This window comes from Thiobacter sp. AK1, from assembly GCF_039822265.1.
In the GTDB taxonomy this organism is placed as follows: Bacteria; Pseudomonadota; Gammaproteobacteria; order Burkholderiales; family Thiobacteraceae; genus Thiobacter; species Thiobacter aerophilum.
Map to the genome: position 1 here is coordinate 1 of NZ_JBAJEX010000013.1, position 19,599 is coordinate 19,599.

General features: G+C 63.6%; 17 protein-coding genes. 9 read left to right on the top strand and 8 right to left on the bottom strand.

Annotated features, from left to right (window positions below):
• The 6 genes from V6E02_RS11880 to hrcA all read right to left on the bottom strand — a co-directional run.
• Nucleotides 1–1,089, bottom strand: a protein-coding gene (locus V6E02_RS11880; RefSeq protein WP_430626801.1) for an IS3 family transposase whose coding sequence is annotated in 2 segments (ribosomal slippage) — nucleotides 1–831 and nucleotides 831–1,089 — 1,090 coding nt annotated over the 2 segments. Because the reading frame shifts where the segments join, the coding sequence is not laid out codon by codon here. This gene is flagged as partial in the annotation.
• Nucleotides 1,090–1,204: 115 nt separating this feature from the next.
• Complete coding sequence (dnaJ, locus tag V6E02_RS11885) at nucleotides 1,205–2,314, bottom strand: molecular chaperone DnaJ (protein ID WP_347309022.1); 1,110 nt, start codon at nucleotides 2,312–2,314, stop codon at nucleotides 1,205–1,207.
• A gap of 87 nt (nucleotides 2,315–2,401) precedes the next feature.
• Nucleotides 2,402–4,318: a molecular chaperone DnaK gene (dnaK, locus tag V6E02_RS11890; RefSeq protein ID WP_347309023.1), complete on the bottom strand. Its 1,917-nt coding sequence runs from the start codon at nucleotides 4,316–4,318 to the stop codon at nucleotides 2,402–2,404.
• Between the two features lie 99 nt (nucleotides 4,319–4,417).
• Nucleotides 4,418–4,999 carry a nucleotide exchange factor GrpE gene (grpE, locus tag V6E02_RS11895; protein WP_430626803.1) on the bottom strand — a complete coding sequence of 194 codons (582 nt, stop codon included), beginning with the start codon at nucleotides 4,997–4,999 and terminating at the stop codon, nucleotides 4,418–4,420.
• Between the two features lie 222 nt (nucleotides 5,000–5,221).
• Nucleotides 5,222–6,319 (bottom strand): ferrochelatase, encoded by a 1,098-nt coding sequence (gene hemH / locus V6E02_RS11900; RefSeq protein WP_347309025.1) that lies wholly within the window; start codon nucleotides 6,317–6,319, stop codon nucleotides 5,222–5,224.
• Complete coding sequence (gene hrcA / locus V6E02_RS11905; protein ID WP_347309026.1) at nucleotides 6,319–7,335, bottom strand: heat-inducible transcriptional repressor HrcA; 1,017 nt, start codon at nucleotides 7,333–7,335, stop codon at nucleotides 6,319–6,321. The genes hemH and hrcA overlap by 1 nt, the downstream gene beginning before the upstream one ends.
• Nucleotides 7,336–7,432: 97 nt before the next feature.
• Here hrcA and V6E02_RS11910 point away from each other — a divergent pair, with 97 nt between their 5' ends.
• The 3 genes from V6E02_RS11910 (at nucleotide 7,433) to V6E02_RS11920 (ending at nucleotide 11,655) form a co-directional block, all read left to right on the top strand.
• Nucleotides 7,433–8,305, top strand: a complete 873-nt coding sequence (locus V6E02_RS11910; RefSeq protein WP_347309027.1) for an NAD kinase — start codon at nucleotides 7,433–7,435, stop codon at nucleotides 8,303–8,305.
• 34 nt (nucleotides 8,306–8,339) lie between these two features.
• On the top strand, nucleotides 8,340–9,995 hold the full coding sequence (recN, locus tag V6E02_RS11915; protein ID WP_347309028.1) for a DNA repair protein RecN: 1,656 nt from the start codon (nucleotides 8,340–8,342) through the stop codon (nucleotides 9,993–9,995).
• Nucleotides 9,996–10,344: 349 nt separating this feature from the next.
• Nucleotides 10,345–11,655: an IS1380 family transposase gene (locus V6E02_RS11920; RefSeq protein WP_347309029.1), complete on the top strand. Its 1,311-nt coding sequence runs from the start codon at nucleotides 10,345–10,347 to the stop codon at nucleotides 11,653–11,655.
• Nucleotides 11,656–11,824: 169 nt separating this feature from the next.
• On the opposite strand, the gene fur is transcribed toward V6E02_RS11920, so the two are convergent.
• Nucleotides 11,825–12,253, bottom strand: a complete 429-nt coding sequence (fur, locus tag V6E02_RS11925; RefSeq protein ID WP_347309030.1) for a ferric iron uptake transcriptional regulator — start codon at nucleotides 12,251–12,253, stop codon at nucleotides 11,825–11,827.
• A gap of 97 nt (nucleotides 12,254–12,350) precedes the next feature.
• Here fur and V6E02_RS11930 point away from each other — a divergent pair, with 97 nt between their 5' ends.
• The 6 genes from V6E02_RS11930 to V6E02_RS11955 all read left to right on the top strand — a co-directional run bounded on the left by V6E02_RS11930 (nucleotide 12,351) and on the right by V6E02_RS11955 (nucleotide 19,259).
• Nucleotides 12,351–12,866, top strand: coding sequence for an outer membrane protein assembly factor BamE (locus tag V6E02_RS11930; protein ID WP_347309031.1), 516 nt, complete (start codon nucleotides 12,351–12,353; stop codon nucleotides 12,864–12,866).
• Nucleotides 12,867–12,930: 64 nt separating this feature from the next.
• A complete protein-coding gene (gene dapB / locus V6E02_RS11935) occupies nucleotides 12,931–13,731 on the top strand; it encodes a 4-hydroxy-tetrahydrodipicolinate reductase (RefSeq protein ID WP_347309032.1) in 801 nt (266 codons plus the stop codon).
• A gap of 123 nt (nucleotides 13,732–13,854) precedes the next feature.
• Nucleotides 13,855–14,991, top strand: a complete 1,137-nt coding sequence (gene carA, locus V6E02_RS11940) for a glutamine-hydrolyzing carbamoyl-phosphate synthase small subunit (RefSeq protein WP_347309033.1) — start codon at nucleotides 13,855–13,857, stop codon at nucleotides 14,989–14,991.
• 77 nt (nucleotides 14,992–15,068) lie between these two features.
• The gene (gene carB, locus V6E02_RS11945; RefSeq protein ID WP_347309034.1) at nucleotides 15,069–18,281 is read left to right on the top strand and encodes a carbamoyl-phosphate synthase large subunit; all 3,213 of its coding nucleotides are present in this window, start codon (nucleotides 15,069–15,071) and stop codon (nucleotides 18,279–18,281) included.
• 30 nt (nucleotides 18,282–18,311) lie between these two features.
• Nucleotides 18,312–18,788: a transcription elongation factor GreA gene (gene greA / locus V6E02_RS11950; RefSeq protein WP_347309035.1), complete on the top strand. Its 477-nt coding sequence runs from the start codon at nucleotides 18,312–18,314 to the stop codon at nucleotides 18,786–18,788.
• Between the two features lie 24 nt (nucleotides 18,789–18,812).
• Nucleotides 18,813–19,259, top strand: a complete 447-nt coding sequence (locus tag V6E02_RS11955) for a DUF4149 domain-containing protein (protein ID WP_347309036.1) — start codon at nucleotides 18,813–18,815, stop codon at nucleotides 19,257–19,259.
• A 10-nt stretch (nucleotides 19,260–19,269) separates the two neighbouring features.
• Here V6E02_RS11955 and yhbY read toward each other — a convergent pair whose 3' ends face one another.
• The gene (gene yhbY / locus V6E02_RS11960) at nucleotides 19,270–19,584 is read right to left on the bottom strand and encodes a ribosome assembly RNA-binding protein YhbY (RefSeq protein WP_347309037.1); all 315 of its coding nucleotides are present in this window, start codon (nucleotides 19,582–19,584) and stop codon (nucleotides 19,270–19,272) included.
• Nucleotides 19,585–19,599: the final 15 nt, after the last annotated feature.

A 19,599-nucleotide genomic window follows, 5' to 3' on the forward strand; every position in this document is an offset into this window, starting at 1 on the left:
GAGCGGCTATTTTGCTCGGCTGGGTGCCGCCAGGCTGGAAGCCTATCAGGCACGTTAGCGGCGTGTCGGTAGTGAGCCTCTTCCAATGAGACATGAGTCTGAGCGGGGCGCGTGATTCCAACGACAGATGAGTCTGGAATCGGGTAGGCAGGTCCTGCTTGCGCAGGCGGCCGTTGAAGGATTCGACGTAGGCGTTCTGGTTCGGCTTGCCCGGTTGGATCAGACGCAGCTGCACGCCCTGCGCGTGCGCCCAGGCAACCATGGCCTTGCCGCAGAACGCCTTGCCGTTGTCGGTGCGGATCACCTGCGGCAAGCCCAGCGAGCGCGCCAGACGGTCGAGCACGCGCCCCACGCCAAGTCCGGAGATCGCACGTTCCACCTCGATCGCGACCGCTTCGTGGGTGGCGTCATCGACGATCGTCAGGCACTTGATGACGCGCCCATCGGCGGTGCGGTCGACCACGAAGTCCATCGACCACACCTGGTTAGCCGCACTCGGCCGCACCAGCGGCTGGCGCTCGCCCGGCAACACCTGCTTGCGCTTGCGCCGCCGCACGTGCAGTTTCGCTTCCCGATACAGCCGTTCGACGCGCTTATAGTTCACGCACAGCCCCGCTTGCCTGAGTTTGAGGTGGATCATCCCGACGCCGTAGCCCGTGTGCCGCTGCGCCAGCGCCAGGATCCGCGCCCGCAGCTCACCGTTGCGATCCGGACGCGGCGCATAGCGGTAGGCGCTGGCGCTCATGCGCACCACCGCCAGCGACCGCCGCTCGCTCAGCCCCTTGCGCACCAGATGCCGCACCAGCGCGCGTCGAGCCGGTGCGGTCACCCCTTTTCTCGCAGGGTGTCTTTGATCACGTCGTTCTCGAACATCTGCTCGGCGAGCAGCTTCCCCAGCCGGGTGTTCTCCGCCTCCAGCGCCTTGAGCCGCGTGGCGTCCGGCACGCTCATGCCGCCGAACTTGCTGCGCCACAGGTCGTACGAGGCTTCGCTGAAGCCGTGTCGGCGGCACAGGTCCTTGACCGGCAACCCGGCTTCCGCCTCACGCAGAAAGCCGATGATCTGCTCTTCGGTAAACCGCTTCTTCACGTCCAATCTCCTTGTCGGTGGGCATTGGACTCCAGATCGGCGTGCTACTCAAATACGGGGGGGACGTCGGCGTGCAGCAAAGGCAGGGAAAGCTCTCATGCCTGGCGCGCGAAGGTTATTGGCCAAAAAACTCCTTCACCTTGTCCATCCAGCGCTTGGCGCGCGGGTTGTTTTCCTCGCCGCGGCTAATGGCTTCCAGCTCACGCAGCAGTTCCTTCTGGCGCGCATTCAAATTGACCGGTGTTTCGACTATCACGTGGCAATAGAGATCGCCTGGCGTGTGGCTGCGCACACCCTTGATACCCTTGCCGTTCAGGCGAAACACGCGTCCGCTCTGCGTGCCTTCCGGAATCGTGATGCGGGCATGACCGTCCAGGGTGGGAATTTCCAGCTCACCGCCCAGGGCGGCAGTGGTGAAGCTGATCGGCATCTCGCAGTGCAGATCGTTGCCATCGCGCTTGAAAACTGGGTGCTCCTTGAGGTGTATCACGACGTAGAGATCGCCCGGTGGTCCACCATTGACACCGGCTTCGCCTTCGCCGGAAAGGCGGATGCGGTCGCCCGCATTCACGCCAGCGGGAATCTTCACCGCGAGCGTCTTGTGTTTCTTCACGCGTCCTGCGCCGTGACACTGGTGACAGGGTTCGGCGATGATCTTGCCGCTGCCATGGCAGGTGGGACAGGTTTGCTGGATGGAGAAGAAACCCTGCTGCATGCGCACCTGGCCGTGGCCACCGCACATGGAGCAGGTCATGGGTTGAGTGCCGGGCTTGGCGCCAGTGCCGCCGCAGGTGGCGCAGGTTTCCATGGTGGGAACACGGATGCGCGTCTCGGTGCCGTGCGCGGCTTCCTCCAGGGTGATCTCCAAGTTGTAGCGTAGGTCCGCACCGCGATAGACATTGCTGCGCCGCCCGCCGCCACCGAACAGGTCACCAAAGATGTCCGCGAAGGCATCGGCGAAACCGCCGAAACCGTGCTGAAAGCCGCCACCCAGGTTGGCATCGACGCCAGCATGTCCGTAGTGGTCGTAGGCCGCGCGTTTATTGGGGTCGCTCAGAGTCTCGTAGGCTTCCTTGACCTCCTTGAACTTCTCCTCGGCCTCCTTGTTCCCCGGATTGCGGTCCGGGTGGTATTTCATGGCCAGCTTGCGGTAGGCTTTCTTCAGTTCGTCCTCGGAGGCGTCACGGCTGACGCCGAGCACTTCGTAATAGTCGCGTTTGGACATTCGTTCGTACACCTTACAGACGCAGAGGCACAGAGCGTACAGAGAAACCGTTCTCTGCGGCTCTGTGCCTCTGGGGGCGAGGTTTGATTATTTGTTGTCTTTGACTTCCTCGAACTCGGCGTCCACCACGTCCTCGTCCGCCTTCCCGCCCCCGGCCTTGCCAGAGGCTTGTTGGCCGCCCCCCTGCTGCTGAGCGTACATCTGCTCGGCCAGTTTGTGCGAGGCCTGGGCCAGGGCATTCATCTTGGACTGGATGGCGTCCTTGTCGTTGCCCTTGATGGCCTCCTCGGCGTCCTTGATCGCGGCCTCGATCTTGGCCTTTTCGTCGGCGCTAATCTTATCGCCCTGCTCGGCGAGCGTCTTCTTCACCGAGTGGATGAGCTGGTCGCACTGATTGCGCGCTTCCACCAGCTCGCGCTGCTTGTGGTCCTCGGCGGCGTGAGCCTCGGCGTCCTTCAGCATGCGCTGAATTTCCTCCTCGGTTAGACCAGAGTTGGCCTTGATGGTGATCTTATTCTCCTTGCCGGTCGCCTTGTCGCGAGCAGACACGTGCAGGATGCCGTTGGCATCGATGTCGAAGGTGACCTCGATCTGCGGCACCCCGCGCGGCGCGGGCGGAATGCCCTCCAGATTGAATTGGCCAAGGCTCTTGTTGCCCGCCGCCATTTCCCGTTCACCCTGCAGCACGTGGATGGTCACGGCGGTCTGGTTGTCGTCCGCCGTGGAGAACACCTGAGTTGCCTTGGTGGGGATGGTGGTGTTCTTCGGGATGAGCACAGTCATCACGCCACCCAAGGTCTCGATGCCCAGTGACAGCGGGGTGACGTCGAGCAGCAGCACATCTTTCACCTCGCCCTGGAGCACGCCGGCCTGGATTGCCGCGCCGATGGCCACCGCCTCGTCGGGGTTCACGTCCCGCCGCGGCTCCCTGCCAAAGAACTCCTTCACTTTTTCCTGCACCTTGGGCATGCGGGTCTGGCCACCCACCAGGATCACGTCGTCGATGTCGGAGACTTTGATGCCCGCATCCTTGATGGCGATCTTGCACGGCTCGATGGTGCGCTCGATCAGGTCTTCCACCAGGCTTTCGAACTTGGCGCGCGTGATCTTCACGTTCAGATGCTTAGGTCCGGTGGCGTCCGCGGTGATGTAGGGCAGGTTAACCTCGGTCTGCTGGGCGGAGGACAGCTCGATCTTGGCCTTTTCCGCAGCTTCCTTGAGGCGCTGCAGAGCCAGCATGTCCTTGCGCAGGTCTATCCCCTGTTCCTTCTTGAACTCGTCGGCCAGGTAGTCGATCAGGCGCTGGTCGAAGTCCTCGCCGCCCAGGAAGGTGTCGCCATTGGTGGACAGCACCTCGAACTGGTGCTCGCCTTCTACTTCCGCGATTTCGATGATGGAAATGTCGAAGGTGCCACCGCCCAGGTCATACACTGCGATCTTGCGGTCGCCTTCCTTTTTGTCCAGGCCGAAGGCCAGGGCCGCCGCAGTGGGCTCATTGATGATGCGCTTCACCTCGAGGCCGGCGATGCGGCCCGCGTCCTTGGTGGCCTGGCGCTGGGAATCGTTGAAGTAGGCGGGCACGGTGATCACCGCTTCCGTCACCGGCTCGCCGAGATAAGCCTCGGCGTCACGCTTGAGCTTGCGCAGCACCTGCGCCGACACCTCGGGCGGCGCCATTTTCTTGCCACGCACCTCTACCCAAGCATCGCCGTTGTCGGCCTTCACGATCTTGTAGGGCACCAGGCTGATCTGTTTTTGCACCGCTGCTTCGTCGTAGCGCCGGCCGATCAGACGTTTCACGGCGAACAGCGTGTTCTGGGGATTGGTGACCGCCTGCCGCTTCGCCGGCGCGCCCACCAGGATTTCGCCGTCTTCCGTGTAGGCGACGATGGAGGGCGTGGTGCGTGCGCCCTCGGAATTCTCGATGACCTTGGGTTTGCCTGCCTCCATGATGGCCATGCAGGAGTTGGTGGTACCGAGGTCAATGCCGATGATCTTTCCCATGATGTTTTCCTTTTCAGTGGTCTCGAAATACGGTTAGCGCCTAGATGGGGGCCTCGCCAGGCGCTTTCAACCCGAAGCGGCCGGGCAAGCCGCCCCTTGCTACCCCTGCTTGGCCTTGGCCACGGTCACCAGGGCCGGACGCAGCAGACGTTCGTGGAGCTGGTAGCCCTTCTGCATTACCTGGGTGACGGTGTTGGGTTCCTGCTCTGACTCCACCATGGCCATGGCGTCGTGCAGATTGGGATCGAATTTCTCTCCTGCTGGGTTGACTTCCTGGATATGGAACTTGTCGAACACGCTGGTGAGCTGCTTGAGCGTAAGCTCCACACCCTGACGCAGGCTCTCCAGGGTAGCGTTCTCCACCGCCAGGGCCATTTCGAGGGCGTCCTTTACCGGCAGCAGCTCGCGGGCGAAGGACTCGATGGCGAACTTGCGCGCCTTCTCCACCTCTTCCACGCTGCGTCGGCGCACATTCTCGGTCTCGGCCTTGGCATACATCCAGGCATCGTAATGCTCCTGGGCCTTGCGTTCGGCCTCGCGCAAGAGTTCTTCGAGGCTGGGCATGACCTCGGGCGCGTGGTGATCGGACGGTTGGTTCTGGATCGTTTCGGTTTGGTTCTGGCTGGTTTCCTGATCGGACATGGGTTCCTCCAAGGGTTCCGATGGCGTATGGGGACGAATGGCCTTATTTCAAGAGGGGCCCATGGGACGAGCCGGGTGGGAAGGCGCCATCTGGCTTACCACGAGCCGTGCAGCGGTGGGCTGAGGCTGCCCAAGGTTTGGCTGGTACGCCAAGCGTCTGACAAGGCTAAGGCAGGCGCCACGGGCGCAGCGTCATTGCGGCGCGAGCGGGCGCCCCGCTTTTCCGCCACGTTGGGGACTACCGGGGCGCGGGAGCCTACACTAGTCGGCCGCGCCCAAGGCCAGGGCGCGGGTGCGGGAGGCTTGCGCCTCCCGGGCTAATGCCTGCGGGGCTTCGTCCAGCCAGCCGGAAAGTTGGCCGAGCGTGATGTCGGCCAGAGCGCGGATCCAATCTGGGCGTTCGTTGGGGCAGGGTATGTAGTGGAATTCACGGCCACCAGCGGCGAGAAACGCGGTCTTCGCCTCGACGGCGATTTCCTCCAGGGTTTCCAGACAATCGGCGAGGAAGCCTGGGCAGATCACGTCCACCCGCCCGACACCCTGACGCGCCAGGGCCTCGAGGGTGGGTTGGGTATAGGGTGTGAGCCACTCGGCGCGGCCGAAGCGGGACTGGAAGGTGAGCTGCCAGGCATCTGGCGCCAGTCCGAGGCTTTCCGCCAGCAGGCGCGCCGTCTTCTGGCACTCACAGTGGTAAGGATCGCCCTTGTCCAGAGTGAAGCGGGGCACGCCATGAAAGCTCATGATCAAGCGGTCCGGCCGGCCATGGGCGGCCCAGTGAGCGCGCACGCTCTCGGCGAGCGTGGCGATGTAGCCGGGATGGTCGTGAAAGTGCTTGATGAAGCGTAGCTCCGGCGGGTTGCGCAGCCGCTTGATAGTATCCGCCACCGCGTCGAAGACGCTGCCGGTGGAGCTGGCGGCATACTGGGGATAGAGGGGTAGGATGAGGAGCCGGCCGCAGCCGGCCGCCTTCATCTTGAGGAGCGTGGTCTCGATGGAAGGCACGCCGTAGCGCATGGCGTAATCCACCAGCAAAGGGGTGCGCGTGCGCTCGCCGAGATAGCCCTTGAGTAGCGTCGCCTGGCGTTGCGTGTGCACCAGTAGCGGCGAGCCTTCCGGCGTCCAGATGCTGGCGTATTTTTGCGCCGACTTGCGCGGACGGGTGGTGAGGATGAAAAGGTGCAGGATCGGCCACCACAAAAGGCGCGGAATTTCGATCACGCGCGGGTCGGACAGGAACTGCTGGAGATAGGGGCGCAGCGCCTCGCTCGTGGGGGCGGCAGGCGTGCCCAGGTTCACCAGCAGCACGCCCACGCGGGAAACGGTACCATGACGAAAGGGCGGTTCAGGCAGATAGCGCATCAGTGGTAGGAGAGGGCGCTGGAAAGCAGCTTGGCCGTGATGTCCACGATGGGGATGACACGATCGTAGGCCATGCGCGTCGGGCCGATCACGCCCACCGTGCCCACCACCCGGCCGTTCACTTCGTAGGGCGCGGTGACCAGGCTGCACTCGTCCAAGGGCATGACGCCAGATTCGCCGCCGATGAAGATCTGCACGCCCTGGCTCTGTTGGCCCAAGGCCAAAAGCTGCATAAGCTCGGTCTTCTGTTCGAAGATGGAGAACAGGCGCTTGAGCCGGTCCAGATTGGCCGAGAGATCCTGCACTTCCAAGAGCTTGCCTTCACCGGAAAGCACGCACTGGTCCTCGGCTTCGGAAAGCGCCGCGCTGCCCGCTTCCAGCGCTGCGTTCATCAGGGCGATCACGTCCTGGCGCAGGGCCTTGAGCTCGTCCTGAATGGCCTGCTTCACTTCGTCCAGGGTGCGGCCGGCGTAGTTCTGGTTGAAGAAATTGGCGGCCTCCGCGAGCTCGGTGGCGCTAAAGGCCTTGTCCGGGATGAGGATGCGGTTTTGCACGTTGCCGTCGGTGGATACCAGGATCATCAGAATGCGCCGCTCCGACAGGCTTAGGAACTCGATGTGGCGCACGGCGGTGCTGCGCTTGGGCGCCATCACCACGCCGGCAAAGTGGGTGAGGTCGGACAATAGCCGCGAGGCCGAGGCGATCAAGCGCTGGGGATCCGAGGTGTCCAGCTTGCTCTCCAGCGCCTGTACGGCCTCGCTGGGCAACGGCTGCACCGTGAGCAGGCTGTCCACGAACAGGCGGTAGCCGCGCGGCGTGGGGATGCGTCCGGCGGAGGTATGGGGACTGGTGACGAAGCCGAGGTCTTCCAGGTCGGCCATCACGTTGCGGATGGTCGCCGGCGAGACGTCCAGCCCGGAATAACGGGACAGGGTGCGCGACCCCACGGGCTGACCCTCGGCGATGTAGCGTTCCACCAGGGTTTTGAGCAGGACCAGAGAGCGCTTGTCGAGCATGGCCACGATTCTACCGATTCCTGAACCTTTAGGAAGTTCCGCCGCGACCCAGGGCCGATCGGACAAAGCCCGGGGTGGTCGCTATAATCACGTGATCATGCGTTTTCCGTTCAAGACCGCGGCCCTGGTGGGCAAGTACAACAGCAGGGAGATCGGTAGTGCCCTGCTGCGCCTGGCCGATCATCTCGCTCAGCGGGGTCTGCGTGTGGTCATCGCCACCCAGACCGCCGAGCGGGTCGGTATCGCAGGCTTCGAGACCGCCACGCTTGCCGAGATCGGCCATCTCGCCGATTTGGTGGTGGTGTTCGGTGGCGATGGCACCATGCTCTCCATCGCCCGTATCCTGGCACCCTATGACGTGTCGGTGGTGGGGGTGAATCAGGGCCGATTGGGGTTTCTCACCGATGTCTCCCTGGATACCATGATCCAGACGCTGGATGAGATGCTGGCCGGGGAGTTCGTCGTGGAAGACCGTTTCTTGCTGGATGCAGTGGTCAGGCGCGATGGCCAGATCCTGCATGAGGCCCGTGCCTTCAATGACGTGGTGGTGTCCAAGGGCGCGGCGGGACGGCTCATCGAGCTGGAAGTGTTCATCGATGAGCAGTTCGTCTATAGCCAGCGCTCCGATGGCTTGGTGATCGCCTCGCCCACGGGTTCCACCGCCTATGCCCTGTCGGCGGGCGGGCCCATCCTGCATCCCACGTTGGAAGCCATCGCTCTCGTGCCCATTTGCCCCCATACTCTGTCCAACCGGCCCATCGCCGTCAACAGCCACTCCCGCGTTGAAGTGCTGGTGATCCATGCCGACGACTGTTGCGCCAACCTGGACGGCCAGCACCGGCTGGAGCTGAAAGTGGGCGACCGCGTGGAGGTGAGCGGCTCCATGGAAACCGTCCGTCTGCTCCATCCCAAGGGCCATAGCTACTACGACATGCTGCGCCAGAAACTCCACTGGGGCGAGAAACTGTGACGCGTGCCGGCTTTGTCAAAAGCGACGCCTGACCGTGCTGGTTCATCTGTCCGTCCGGGATTTCGTCATCGTCGATCGGGTCGAACTGGATTTCGAGCCGGGCTTTACCGTGCTTACCGGTGAGACGGGAGCCGGCAAGTCCATCCTCATCGACGCGCTGGCCCTAGTGCTGGGCGATCGCGCCGATGCCGCCGTGGTGCGTGAAGGCTGCGCCCGGGCCGAGATCGCCGCCCAGTTCGACATTGGCCGCGCGCCCGAGATTGGCCAGTGGCTTGCCGCCCAGGATCTGACCGGCGACGAGGGCGTCTGTCTGCTGCGGCGGGTGGTGGACGCCTCCGGTCGCTCGCGTGCCTTCATCAATGGCCACGCCGCCACCTTGCAGCAATTGCGTGAGGTGGGGGAGCGCTTGGTGGACATCCATGGCCAGCACGCCCACCAAAGTCTCCTCAAGCCGGCGACGCAGCGCGCCCTACTGGATGGCTACGCCGCGCTGGACGTGCTGGCGGGCCTGGTTTCCGACCTTTATCACGACTGGCAGGCGATCCGTCGTCAGCGGGAGCTGGCGGAGCACGATGCCGCCCAGCTCGCGCGGGAGCGAGAGGAACTGGAATGGCAGGTGCAGGCGCTTGAGGCGCTCGATTTCAGCGAAGAGGAATGGGCGGCCCTGCAGGCGGAGCATAGCCGGCTCGCCCACGCCGCGAGCCTCATCGAAGGCGCGCGCGAGGCGGTGGAGCAGCTCTCCGAGAGTGACTTGTCGCTGCTCTCCCAGCTCGCCGGGGTAATTGACCGCTTGCGGCAACTGCGGGAATACGATCCCGCCTTGGTGGACGTCCTGGAAATCCTGGAGCCGGCAGAAATCCAATTGCGCGAGGCAGCCTATGCCCTCAATCACTATCGCCAGCGCCTGGAGCTCGACCCTGAACGCTTGGCGGAGTGTGAGGCACGCCTGGAGGCCATCCACCGCGCGGCGCGCAGATTCCGCGTCACACCCGAGCGCCTGCCCGCCCTGCTGCAAAGCGCGCGCACGCGCCTGGCCGAGCTTTCCGAGGCGGGAGATGTCGCCGCCCTGGTCCAGCGCGAAGCGACGCTAAAAGCGCGCTGGCGCGCCGAGGCGGAGAAACTGAGTGTGGAACGGGCCAAGGCCGCGGCTGAGCTCTCCCGCAAGGTCACGGACACGCTGCAGACTCTGGCCATGGCCGGCGCGCGCTTCGAGGTGGCACTCATCCCGGTCCCGGAGGGTGGCAGTTTTGGGTTGGAGAACGCGGAGTTCCGGGTGGCGTCCCATGCTGGCGCGGCCCTGCGTCCCCTGGCCAAGGTGGCTTCCGGTGGCGAGCTGTCCCGCATCAGCCTCGCCATCCAGGTGGCGGCGCTGGACGTGACGCCGGTGCCCACCTTGATCTTCGACGAAGTGGACGTGGGGATTGGAGGGGGTGTGGCGGAAATCGTGGGCGCACTGCTCAAGCGCCTGGCGCAAAGCCGCCAAGTGTTGTGTATCACCCATCTGCCCCAGGTGGCGGCCCAGGGCGAGCATCACCTCAGGGTATGGAAGGAAATTCGGGACGGGGCGACCGTCTCCCGCATCGCACCTCTCAAGCGCGACCAGCGGGTCGAGGAAATCGCGCGCATGCTGGGGGGAATGGATATCACCGACACCACCCGTGCCCACGCCGCGGAAATGCTCAGCCGCTAACGGGTCCTTCTCGCGCGTCTGGCGCGCTGCGTGGCTGACGATCTTGGTTGAGTCCTTCTCGATGCAGGACCCCACGGGCCATGGTTGTTCCCCTCATTTCGTTCCGTCGCAAGAGAGGGCAACCAGGGAAGCGCTTAGCGTCGTTTCAACCCAGATTATCCAGACGTAGGCGCGGCTGACATCTCAAAAACCGTGATGAATGTCATGTTCCGTGCAGTTCACGGCACGCTGGCCGGTCAATGGATACCAGGGTTCAAGCTAACCCGGATATTTCATCAGAATAGGACGGCGGAGTTGATTAACCCTTACAATTCGTGTGTCGAATACGTTTTGCGAGGGGACTCCGCCGATGCCAAAGTGTACCGCTGAATTGATTGAATTTGGGCGTTTGGGGCGCCGGATCGTCGAAGCGAATTTCCGGGGCGGGGACCTCAGTTCCGACGGCGGGCTGATGCTGTTGCGCCAAGTGGACAGGCGCATTGGCCTGACCCGTTCCGCGGCCGCCGCACTCGACGACGCGCGCGACGAAACGCGCATCACCCACTCCCTCAAGACCCTGCTGACCCAGCGCATCTACGGCCTGTGCGCGGGCTACGAAGACCTGAACGACCACGACCGGCTGCGTCGCGACACATTGATGCAAACGGCAGTCGGTCAAACGGACGAGCTGGCCAGCGCACCCACTTTGTGCCGATTGGAGAATCGCGCCACGCGCGCGCAGGCCGTGGCGCTGAATCGGGTGCTGGTCGAACAATTCATCGCCAGCCACGCGACAGAGCCCCGGGAACTGATCCTCGACGTCGATGCCTCCGATGTGCCCTTGCACGGCGACCAGGAGCTGGCGCAATTTCACGGCTATTACGACCATTACTGCTACTTGCCGCTCTATGTATTCTGCGGCCAGGCGATGCTGGCCTGCGTGCTGCGCCCCTCGCGTATCGATGGCGCCAGGCATGCGGCGGCAACGATCAAGCTGCTGGTGGCGAGACTGCGCCAAGCGTGGCCCGAGACCCGCTTCATCGTGCGCGGTGACTCCGGCTTCTGCCGCCAGAACCTGATCCGCTGGTGCGAGCGGCATGGCGTGGATTACGTGATTGGCGTGGCGCGCAATAAGCGTTTGCACGAGATCGTGGCGGCGGAAGAGGATCGACTCTGCACACGATTCGAGGCGACGCAAACCAAGCAGCGCCACATCGCCGAGTTCCGCTATGCGGCAGAGAGTTGGAATATCGAGCGGCGCATCGTGACGCGCCTGGAGTATGGGGCGCAAGGGGCGAATCCACGCTTCGTGGTGACCAGCCTCAAGCAGGATGCCGCGGTGGTTTACGATCAAATCTACTGCCCGCGCGGGGAGGCCGAGAACCGGATCAAGGAAATCCAGCTCGACTTGTTCGGCACGCGGGCTTCCAGCCACAAGTTCGCGGCCAACTGGCTGCGGCTGATGCTGGCGGCGCTGGCTTATACCTTGATGGAGCGATTCCGCGCCTTGGCGCTGGCGGGGACGGAACTGGCGCGCGCATCCGCCGCCACGATCCGCGTGAAGCTGCTCAAGATCGGCGCCGCCATCGTGCGCAACACGCGTCGCGTGCAAATCCTGCTCGCCTCACATCATCCGATGCGTGAAACCTTCCTCATCGCCGCCCGCGCGCTCGCCCCATGACCCCATCGAAGTGCTGTCCCCGGCACGCTGTAAACAACGGGGGTAGGGGGAGGTTCGTCCAGAATTCGGGATTTGCCTATTGGACGCAGAATGTTCGCGTCCAGAACAATCATCCGCCGTCGGCCGTAAACGGCCGCAGAGCGTAACAGGCATTGGTGAAATATCCGGGCTAACGCCGGTAGGGACAGTTTTCCTTGGTGCAGTCGGCGTAAATGTAGAGAGAGTGCTCGTGAATGGAAAAGCCGCGTTCCCTGGCAATCCTTTCCTGGCGCTTTTCGATTTCCGCATCATAGAACTCCTCCACCCGGCCGCACTGCATGCAGACCAGATGGTCATGATGCCCCCCCTGGTTAAGCTCGAAGACGGCCTTGCCGCTCTCGAAATGGTGGCGGATCAAGAGCCCGGCTTGTTCGAACTGGGTCAGCACGCGGTAGATGGTAGCCAACCCGATGTCGGCATCACCCTGCTGCAACAGCATGCGATAGACATCCTCGGCCGTTAGATGGCGGACTTCGCTGGTCTCGAACAGGCTGAGAATCTTCAGGCGGGGCAGGGTGGCCTTGAGGCCGGCGTTCTTGAGTTCCCGGGGGTCGGTCATGGGTGATCCAGAAAGCGCGTCTAGTCCAGATGATAGGCCCTTTGTCCGTCCGCTGGAAGTCCGGGGGCCGGTCACAGGGCCGCGCCGAGCCGCTATAATGTACGCTTTCTTTTTGGGCAATCCCATGCGGCGCAGCGCTTTGCTTTCGGTTTTGTGGCTTGCGGCAGTGCCGGGACTGGCAGGCTGTTCCGTCACCCAGATCGCCCCCGAACCCTACAAGCTCGAAATCCAGCAGGGCAACGTGATCACCCAGGAGATGGCGGCCAAGCTGGCACCCGGTATGACCCGTGCCCAGGTGCGCTTTCTGTTGGGCTCGCCGCCCATCACCGATCCCTTCCACGCCAACCGCTGGGACTACGTCTACCGTCTGGCCAAAGGCAGCAAGCTGGAGGAGGAACGCAAGCTCACGCTGTTCTTCGAGAATGACCAGCTCGTGCGGGTGGCCGGGGATGTGGCGCCTCTCACCGCCGAAGATCAGGCTCAGGCGGAGAAGCAGCCCGCGCGCGGCGTCAACGAGGTCGTGCTGTCCAAGGCCGATCCCAATGCGCCACCCGCGCCACCGCCGGAAGAGAAGGGATTTTTCGGCCGCATGTTGGAAAAAATCGGTTTCTGACCCGCAACCCGAACCAGTCCGTGGCGCCTTACGCGCCCCCGGTTCGCACTGAATGGATGGATGCATGCTCAACATCGCCATTGCCGGCGCCTCCGGCCGCATGGGCCGGGCCCTGATCGAGGCCGTCACCCAGGCGGCGGATCTGCGGCTGAGTGCCGCGCTGGAACGGCCAGGCAGCCCCTACGCGGGGCGGGATGCGGGGGAGTTGGTGGGCACGCCTTGCGGGGTCATCATCAGCACTGAGCCGGAAACGGCCCTTGCCGACAGCCGCATTCTCATCGACTTCACCCGTCCGGAGGCAACCCTCAACCATTTGGCTCTATGCCGGGCGCGCGGCATCGCCATGGTGATCGGTACCACCGGTTTTTCCGCCGAACAGAAAGCCACGATCCGTGAGGCTGCCGAGGACATCGGCATCGTATTCGCGCCCAACATGAGCGTGGGTGTGAACGTGGTGCTCAAGCTTTTGGACATGGCCGCACGCGTTCTCGGCGAGGGCTATGACGTGGAGATCATCGAGGCACACCACCGCCACAAGGTGGATGCGCCCTCCGGCACCGCCCTGCGCATGGGCGAGGTGGTGGCCGCCGCGCTGGGACGGGATCTCGCCGAATGCGCGGTGTACGGGCGCGAGGGCGTGACCGGCGAGCGTCTGCCCAGCACCATCGGCTTTGCCACGGTGCGCGGCGGCGACATCGTGGGCGATCACACCGTGCTGTTCGCTGGTATCGGCGAACGCATCGAAATCACCCACAAGGCTTCCAGCCGCGCCACCTTTGCCATGGGCGCACTGCGCGCGGCGCGTTTCCTCGCCGAGCACCCGCGTGGCCTGTACGACATGCAGGACGTGCTGGGCATCCGGTGAGACGGCGCGACCCCGTCGCGTTGTCAGCCCCTGTCACAATCCGGTATAATTCCAGAGCTTACGGAAGCGGGGAAGGCATGTGGCCTTTCCCGCTTCTTGTGTATCTGGTACTGGAGTTTGCCCGTGTCAACGCCCGCCCCCGCCCTGCTCGTTCTCGCTGACGGGACTGTCTTCCGGGGCATTTCCATTGGTGCGGAGACGGTGACCGTCGGCGAGGTGGTGTTTAACACCGGCATGACGGGCTACCAGGAAATCCTGACAGACCCCTCTTATACGCGCCAGATCGTCACGCTCACCTACCCCCATATCGGCAACGTCGGGGTGAATTCCGAGGACGAGGAGGCCGACCGCATCTACGCTGCCGGTCTGGTGATCCGCGACCTGGCCCTGCGGCCAAGCAGTTGGCGCAGCCGCGAGGATCTCAGTGCTTACCTGCGGCGGCAGGGCGTGCCGGCCATCGCGGGCATCGACACGCGCAAGCTCACCCGTATCCTGTGCGAAAAGGGCGCCCAGAATGGTTGTCTGATGACGGGCGAGGTGGACGAGGCGCGTGCCCTGGAGAGCGCGCGTGCCTTCCCTGGGCTGGCGGGCATGGATCTGGCCAAGGTGGTGAGCTGCGCGACCCCCTATGAGTGGAAGGAGCAGACCTGGGTGCGTGGCATGGGGCATCCGCCCTTGGAAGCGCCCAAACATCACGTGGTGGCCTACGATTACGGTGTCAAGCGCAACATTTTGCGGATGCTTGCGGCACGTGGCTGTCGTGTGACGGTGGTGCCGGCGCAGACCGCAGCGCAGGAGGTGCTCGCCCTCAGGCCCGACGGGGTACTGCTGTCCAACGGGCCCGGCGACCCCGAACCCTGTGACTACGCCATTCGCGCCATTCGCACCCTGCTCGAAGAGCAGGTTCCCATCTTTGGTATTTGCCTCGGCCATCAGCTGCTTGCCCTTGCTTCCGGCGCGCGTACCGTGAAGATGAAGTTTGGACATCACGGCTCCAACCACCCGGTGCAGGATCTCGATACCCGGCGCGTCATGATCACCAGCCAGAACCACGGCTTTGCGGTGGATGCGGACACACTGCCGGCCCATTTGCGGGCCACCCACGTGTCCTTGTTCGACGGCAGCCTGCAGGGCATCGCCCGCACCGACGCGCCAGCTTTCAGCTTCCAGGGCCACCCGGAAGCAAGCCCAGGGCCGCACGACGTGGCCTATTTGTTCGACCGCTTCGTGAACATGATGCGGGAACGAAACAAAGCATGAAACGCAGAGGCCGCGGAGGGCGCAGAGATTTCGTCTTTCCTCCGCGAACCTCGGGGCCTCTGCGCTGAAAACGATCTATGCCTAAACGTACCGACATCCACAGCATCCTCATCATCGGCGCCGGCCCGATCATCATCGGCCAGGCGTGCGAGTTCGACTATTCCGGCGCGCAGGCCTGCAAGGCGCTGCGCGAGGAAGGCTACAAGGTCATCCTGGTCAACTCCAACCCGGCCACCATCATGACCGATCCGGGCATGGCGGACGTGACCTACATCGAGCCCATCACGTGGCAGGTGCTGGAAAAAATCATCGAGAAGGAGCGCCCCGACGCACTGTTGCCCACCATGGGCGGCCAGACTGCGCTCAACTGTGCGCTGGATCTGGCCAAACACGGCGTGCTCGACAAATACGGTGTGCAGATGATCGGCGCCTCGCGGGAGGCCATCGACAAGGCGGAAGACCGGGAGAAATTCAAGCAGGCGATGGAGAAAATCGGGCTGCAATGCCCGCGCGCGGCGATTGCCCACTCCATGGAGGAAGCGCTTCAGGTGCAGGCCATGGTGGGCTTTCCCACCATCATCCGACCCTCTTTCACGATGGGCGGCACTGGCGGAGGCATCGCCTACAACATGGAAGAGTTCATCGCCATCTGCGAGCGTGGCTTGGAGGCTTCGCCCACGCGGGAGCTGCTCATCGAGGAATCGGTGATCGGCTGGAAGGAATATGAAATGGAGGTGGTGCGGGATAAGAACGATAACTGCATCATCGTCTGCTCCATCGAGAACTTCGACCCCATGGGCGTGCACACCGGCGATTCCATCACTGTCGCGCCGGCCCAGACCCTTACCGACAAGGAATACCAGATCATGCGCGATGCCTCGCTGGCGGTGCTGCGCGAGATCGGCGTGGAGACGGGCGGTTCCAACGTGCAATTCGGGGTGAATCCGAAGGATGGCCGCATGGTGGTGATCGAGATGAACCCGCGGGTGTCGCGCTCCTCCGCGCTGGCGTCCAAGGCCACCGGTTTTCCCATCGCCAAGATCGCGGCTAAGCTGGCGGTGGGCTATACCCTGGACGAGCTCGAGAACGACATCACCGGCGGGCGCACCCCAGCCTCTTTCGAGCCCTCGATCGATTACGTCGTCACCAAGATTCCGCGCTTTGCCTTCGAGAAATTCAAGCAGGCCAATGACCGCCTCACCACCCAGATGAAATCAGTGGGTGAGGTGATGGCCATCGGCCGCACCTTCCAGGAATCGCTGCAAAAGGCCCTGCGTGGCCTGGAAGTGGGAGCCGACGGGCTGGACGAAAAGACCCGCGACCGTGACACCCTGGAAGCGGAGCTGGGCAATCCCGGCGCGGAACGCATCTGGTACATCGCCGACGCCTTCCGCTGGGGCATGCCATTCGAGGAGATCCAGCAGCTCACCCACATCGACCCCTGGTTCCTGGCGCAAATCGAGGATCTGGTGCGGCGCGAGGAGGCGATCCGTGGCCGCAGCCTGGACGCCCTCTCCCGTGACGAACTGTGGGAGCTCAAGCGATGCGGTTTTTCCGACAAGCGCCTGGCGCACCTTCTGGGCACGGATCAGCACGCCGTGCGGGCGCGGCGCTGGGCGCTCGGCATCCATCCCGTCTATAAGCGTGTGGATACCTGTGCCGCCGAGTTCGCCACTGACACGGCCTATCAGTACTCCACCTACGAGGAAGAGTGCGAGGCCAATCCCACTGGCCGCGACAAGATCATGGTGCTGGGCGGTGGTCCCAACCGCATTGGCCAAGGCATTGAGTTCGATTACTGTTGCGTGCATGCGGCGCTAGCCATGCGCGAGGACGGCTTCGAGACCATCATGGTCAACTGCAACCCGGAGACCGTGTCCACTGACTACGACACCTCGGACCGCCTCTATTTCGAGCCGCTCACGCTGGAGGACGTGCTGGAGATCGTGCGGGTGGAGAAACCCAAGGGTGTCATCGTCCAATTTGGCGGCCAGACACCGCTCAAGCTGGCGCGCGATCTAGAAGCCAATGGCGTGCCCATCATCGGCACGACGCCGGAGGCCATCGACTGCGCCGAGGACCGGGAGCGCTTCCAGCAGCTTTTGCACGAGCTTAGACTCAAGCAGCCGCCCAACCGCACCGCGCGTAGCACCGAGGAAGCCCTCCGGCTCGCGGAGGAAATCGGCTACCCGCTGGTGGTGCGCCCTTCCTACGTGCTGGGCGGACGCGCCATGGAGATCGTGCACGAGCCGGCCGACCTGGAGCGCTACATGCGCGAGGCGGTCAAGGTGTCCAACGACTCGCCGGTGCTGCTGGACCGTTTCCTCAACGATGCCATCGAAGTGGATGTGGACGCGGTGAGCGATGGCCGCGACGTGCTCATCGGTGGCATCATGGAACATATTGAGGAAGCCGGTGTGCACTCCGGTGATTCCGCCTGCTCGCTGCCGCCTTTCAGCCTGAGTCAGGCCATCCAGGACGAGTTGCGGAGCCAGACCATGAAACTGGCGCGCGCGCTCAACGTGGTGGGCCTGATGAACATCCAGTTCGCCATCCAGAACGACACCATCTACGTGCTGGAGGTGAACCCGCGCGCTTCGCGCACCGTGCCTTTCGTGTCCAAGGCCTGTGGTCTGCCCCTGGCCAAGATCGCCGCCCGCTGCATGGCCGGCAAGAGTCTGAAGGAGCAGGGCGTGGAGAAGGAAGTGGTGCCGCCCTACTATTCGGTGAAGGAGGCGGTATTCCCCTTCGTGAAGTTCCCGGGCGTGGATCCCATGCTGGGACCGGAAATGAAGTCCACCGGGGAGGTGATGGGCATCGCCACCACCTTCGGCGAGGCCTTCGTTAAGTCCCAACTCGCCGCGGGCACGAAACTTCCCACCGGTGGCAAGGTGTTCATCAGCGTCAAGCCCCAGGACAAGATCAAGTCCATCGAGGTGGCGCGCAAGCTGGCCGAGCTGGGGTTTTCCCTGTGTGCCACGCGCGGCACTGCCGCGGTGCTGCAGGGCGCGGGCCTGGCGGTGCAAGTGGTAAACAAGGTGCCGGAGGGGCGTCCCCACATCGTGGACATGATCAAGAACCGTGAGATCGCCATGATCATCAACAGCGTGGAGGATAAGCGCGCGATCCAAGATTCTGCTGCCATCCGCGCCGCCGCGCTCGCCCACCGGGTCACCTACTTCACCACACTTTCGGGCGCGCGCGCCGCGGTCACCGGCATGCAGCACATGCGCGAGCTGACGGTGTTCGACTTGCAGGGCCTGCACGCCCGTCTGAAACAGGGCGCTTAAATCGCCCCGTTGTCCAAGGAGTATGCGTTCATGAGCAAGATTCCCCTGACCGTCACCGGCGCCGAGAAACTGCGCGCCGAATTGCATCACCTGAAGACCGTGGAACGGCCGGCGGTGATCAGCGCCATCGCCGAGGCACGAGCCCACGGCGACCTCTCGGAGAATGCCGAGTACGATGCGGCCAAAGAACGCCAGAGCTTCATCGAGGGTCGCATCGCCGAGCTGGAAGGCAAACTGGCCAATGCCCAGATCATCGATCCCAAGCTGCTCGATGCCGAGGGCAACGTGGTGTTCGGCGCCACGGTCGATCTGGAAGACCTGGAAACTGGCCAGAAGGTGACCTACCAGATCGTCGGCGATGACGAGGCGGATCTGCGCCAGGGCAAGATTTCCATCAGCTCGCCCATCGCGCGGGCGCTGATCGGCAAGTTCCCCGGGGACGTGGCCGAGGTCCAGGCGCCCGGTGGCGTGCGCGAATACGAGATCCTGGACGTGCGCTACATCTAGTCCGAATAGGGGTGTGGGCGCGGCATGAACAACTTCCAGAAACTCGCTGCCATCGCCGTGGTGCTCTGGGTGGGCAGCCTGTGGGCGATTGGCTTCATCGCGGCGCCTACGCTGTTCTCGGCCCTGTCGGACCGGCAGCTTGCGGGCATGCTGGCAGGCCGGATGTTCACCGTCACCGCCTATCTAGGCATGGCCTGCGGGGTTTATTTGCTCCTCTACCGTCTCATTGCGCATGGTGCGGCAGCGCTCAGGCAGCTGGTATTCTGGGTGGTGTTGGCCATGCTGGGACTGACCCTTGTCGGCCACTTTGGCATCCAGCCGATTCTCGAAGGACTCAAGCTCAAGGGCGGGCCGGCGGACGTCATGCACGGTGTGGTGGCGGACCGTTTCGCCCGCTGGCACGGGATTGCCAGCGTGCTGTTCGTCATCCAGAGCCTGCTCGGCTTGGTGCTGGTGCTGCGCAGCCGCTGAGGCTGCGCAGTCAGGCCGGTAGCGCCAGGCGAGGCTTGGTAGCCGGACGGTAAATGACCAGGATCTTACCGATGTGCTGGACGGCTTGAGCGTTGAGCGTCTGGCAAATGGTTTCCAGCAGGTGGGCGCGCATGTCGCGGTCTTCCCCTGCCACCTTGATCTTGATCAGCTCATGGGCCTTGAGGTTGGCGTCGATTTCCCGTAGCACGGCTTCGCTCAAGCCCGCCGCGCCTAGCAATACAACGGGCGCCAAGCCGTGGGCGCGGGCGCGCAAGAAGCGGCGTTGGGCGGAGGTCAGCGCAAGCATCTGGGTGTGTGGTGACACGGGAAAAGACCGTAA